The organism is Alienimonas sp. DA493, assembly GCF_043951915.1.
In the GTDB taxonomy this organism is placed as follows: Bacteria; Planctomycetota; Planctomycetia; order Planctomycetales; family Planctomycetaceae; genus Alienimonas.
Window position 1 is genome coordinate 1 of sequence record NZ_JBINJD010000273.1, and the last position, 3,182, is coordinate 3,182.

Genomic DNA, 3,182 nt, shown 5'->3' on the forward strand with positions numbered 1-3,182 from the left:
CCGGGGCCGTGAAACGCGCGACCGAGAGCGGGAACGCCCGGGGCCGGCGGGGCGCCCACGAAGCTGCCCACGCGCAAGCGCCGCCCGCCCCCGGACGGCGGGCGGCGTCGGCAATCCGGCGAGCATGGATCTAAGGTAGGCAAACCACGGCCGTGCTTCGCAAAAGAGTCCTGCCCACCGAGTCTCAACGGCATGGATCTAAGGCGGCAAAACTCGGCAGCGTCCCAGACTGTTCCTCACGACCGACGAAGCCGTCCCGGGAACGCCGGCCGCGTCCGAAACTTCGGACGTCCACGTCGGGGCCGGCGGGAGGGCGGCCGAGAGCCCGACGCGTCGTCGCCGCGAACGATCACCGGGGCGCGACGGGGACGCGACCGCTCCCGGGTCGGACGTACCTCTGAGGGTTTCCAGTCCACGGTCCTGATCTCCAGCGGGATTTCACCAGAGCCATTCGGCGTCCGCGCAGACCGGGAGCCAAACCGCCCCCGGCAGTCTCGCAGAGGCTGGAGTCGGTCGAGTTGACCTTGACCGACCGGAGTTTGACGCAGGTTCCTGATACGTAAGAAAAGGCGACCGGGCCGCCCCGCAGGACGGCCCGGTCGCCTCTGAACGGTCTTTCTATGGGACCGGGTCGGCCGCCTTTTCTTTCCGCGGGGCGTACAGCTCCTCGACGTATCGCATCACATTCTTATCGAGCAGCATCCTCCGTTCGCCGACGGGCAGATCACTCGGGGCGATGACTTTCGGCAGGTCGACCTCGTCGTACACCTCCGGCAGTCCGTCGGCGGCCCGGGCGTGGGCGGGCCGGGGCTTGCCGCGCTCCTCCGGCCGATACGCCCGCTGCAGTTTCGTAAACTTCCGGGCCATCAGCATCGGCTGGGCGTACCGATACGGCTCGTCGTTCTTGAGCATCAGGTACGCGATCGTGACCAGCTTGCGGGCCAGGGCCATGATCGCCACTTGACGCGGCTTCCGCTTCGCCAGCCGCCGGTAAAACGCCCCCAGCGGCCCGGGGCGCCTCGCGACGTGCTGACAGGCTTGGGTCAGCAGCCCCCGCGTCTGCGGGTTGCCGGCCTTCGTGATCCGACCGTGGAAGCATTTGTTTCCCGACTGCCGCGTGGACGGCACGAGGCCCAGATAGGCCGCGGCGTGATCGCCGTCTTGAAACCGGTCGATCGGGCCCAGGGCGGCCAGCAGGCCGACGGCGACGACATGGCTGACGCCGGGCAGCGTCATCAACAGCCTGACTCGCCGCTCGTCGCGGGCGATCTCGACGAGAACTCGGTCGATCCGTTCGAGCTCCTCCCCGGCGTGCCGCCACTGCCGCAGGTGGCTGTCGAGGAGAAGCCGGTCGTGCGGGTTCAGATTGAGGGCTTCCAGCCACGCCACGCCCGCGTTCGACCACAGGTACTTCACCGGCGGTCGGAGCATCAGACGCGAGAGCATCGCCTGCATGCGGTTCGCGTGGCGGATCCGACGGGAGGACAAAGCCGTCCGATGGGTCATCAGGTCCCGCCGCCGCTGCGTCTCGGCGTCCGGCTGCCAGACCTCCGCCAGATAGTCGCAGCGCAGGAGCTGGGCGAGCGTCTCGGCGTCGACCTTAGTTCGGCTTTCGCACTTTCACGCCGCGAGTATCACCAAGGTCTTCAGGCGGTCCCAGAGTTTTCTCACCCCCGGCTCTCGGGCGGGGGTCGGGGAACCCGTTCGGGCCGTGGTTTCCAGGCACTCCAGCCGCAACGCGGCCAGCATGTCGGCGAAGGACGCCCCGCTCTTGCCCGACCAGTCGCGCAGCGAGTCGGCGGGCTTCGGGCGGACGGTTTCGTGCCACCACACGACGAGGCCGTACAGCAGAAAGCCGGTGGCCGCCGTGCGGCGGGCCGCCTTCGTCGTGCGGTTCTGCGGCTGAGCGATCCCCAGCCGCTGCTTGGCGTCGCGGAAGGTCACCTCGATCGACCACCGCCAGGAGTAACGGCGCAGGATCGTCTCGGCGCCGGGGGCTTCGCCGTCCGATGCCGCCGGGGCGGTATAGAACGCCTCGACGCCGCGGCCGCCGCGCAGATGTTCGATGGCGACGACCTTCACGCGGCGGTGCGGCGCCTTGTGGAACCGGCCGGTCCCTTCGGCCAGCCGAACTTGGTAGGCCGGGCCGTCGTACAGTTTCAGCGTTCGCCGAGGCAGCCCCTTCGCGGCCAACATCTGGCGCGGGTTCGGCAGCGACGCGCCCCGGATCCGCGGCCGGCCGTTCTGCCCGGGGCGACGCGGCGGCGGGGGTTCGCACAGCCGGACGTTCGAGACGACGCGGCCGGTCACGGCGACGGAGTCGGGCATCTGCGCGAGCACGGCCGGAGCCGTATACGCCGCATCGCCCAGCAGATGCAGGCGTTTGTCTTCTGGTCCGACGTGCCGTTCCACAATTCGGAGCATGTCGAGCGTCAGCTCGGTCTTCTTCCGATAGGTCCGTTTCCACTTCGCGGCGGAGGCTCGATTGAGATACAGCCGGCAGAGGACCGGCAGCGTAAACCGCCGCCCCGGGACGTGCCGGCTCTCGACGACCACGCCCAGCACGACCCAGCAGTGGCCCCAGGCGAAACTCGTGTGCCCACGGCTGGAAAGCAGCGGGTCGCGGTGCATGCCGGTTCCGAACACCTTCAGCCCCCGGCGGGGCAGCAGCGTGTCGTCCACGGCCACGGACGCGATCTTCGTCCCCGCGGAGAACAGGTCGAAGGCGGCCAGCCCGACCCGGTCGACCGACCACGCCGCCGAGGCGAACAGGCGGTGAAAGGCGGCGTGATGCCGCCCGGCGCCGGCGGCCCGGACCATGCCGAGGATCGTCCGCCGCGGGGCGCAGATCCAGCCCGCGAGCAGCGTCGTCAGCGTGGCGCGCGTCGGCCGGGTCATCGACCGGGCGAAGACTTGCAGCAGGGGCGTGAAGCTCGTAGCCATCTCCATGGGGAGTCGGCCTCGTCCGTGAGCGGTGCGTGAGAACTCCGCTCAGGGTACGAGCCGCCGGCTCCCTTTCTCACGCGCCGACCGTTTCTCACGCGCCGACCGTCGAGGCACGCGAGGCGAAAACTGCGAAAGTCGAACTTAGAACCGGACAGAGAACCGCGGCACGGGATTTGCGCAACAAGGGCTGAATCCAGCCTTTGAGGACCCGCCATGGCCCAGTGCCGCCTGCCCGA

1 protein-coding gene and 1 pseudogene are annotated in these 3,182 nt (G+C 69.3%); both read right to left on the bottom strand.

The window, feature by feature from the left end:
* Positions 1-618: 618 nt before the first annotated feature.
* Positions 619-1,587: pseudogene (locus ACG2DA_RS22205) on the bottom strand (IS110 family transposase); the annotation flags it as partial.
* Positions 1,588-1,620: 33 nt separating this feature from the next.
* Positions 1,621-2,943 carry a transposase gene (locus ACG2DA_RS22210; RefSeq protein ID WP_395258805.1) on the bottom strand — a complete coding sequence of 441 codons (1,323 nt, stop codon included), beginning with the start codon at positions 2,941-2,943 and terminating at the stop codon, positions 1,621-1,623.
* Positions 2,944-3,182: the final 239 nt, after the last annotated feature.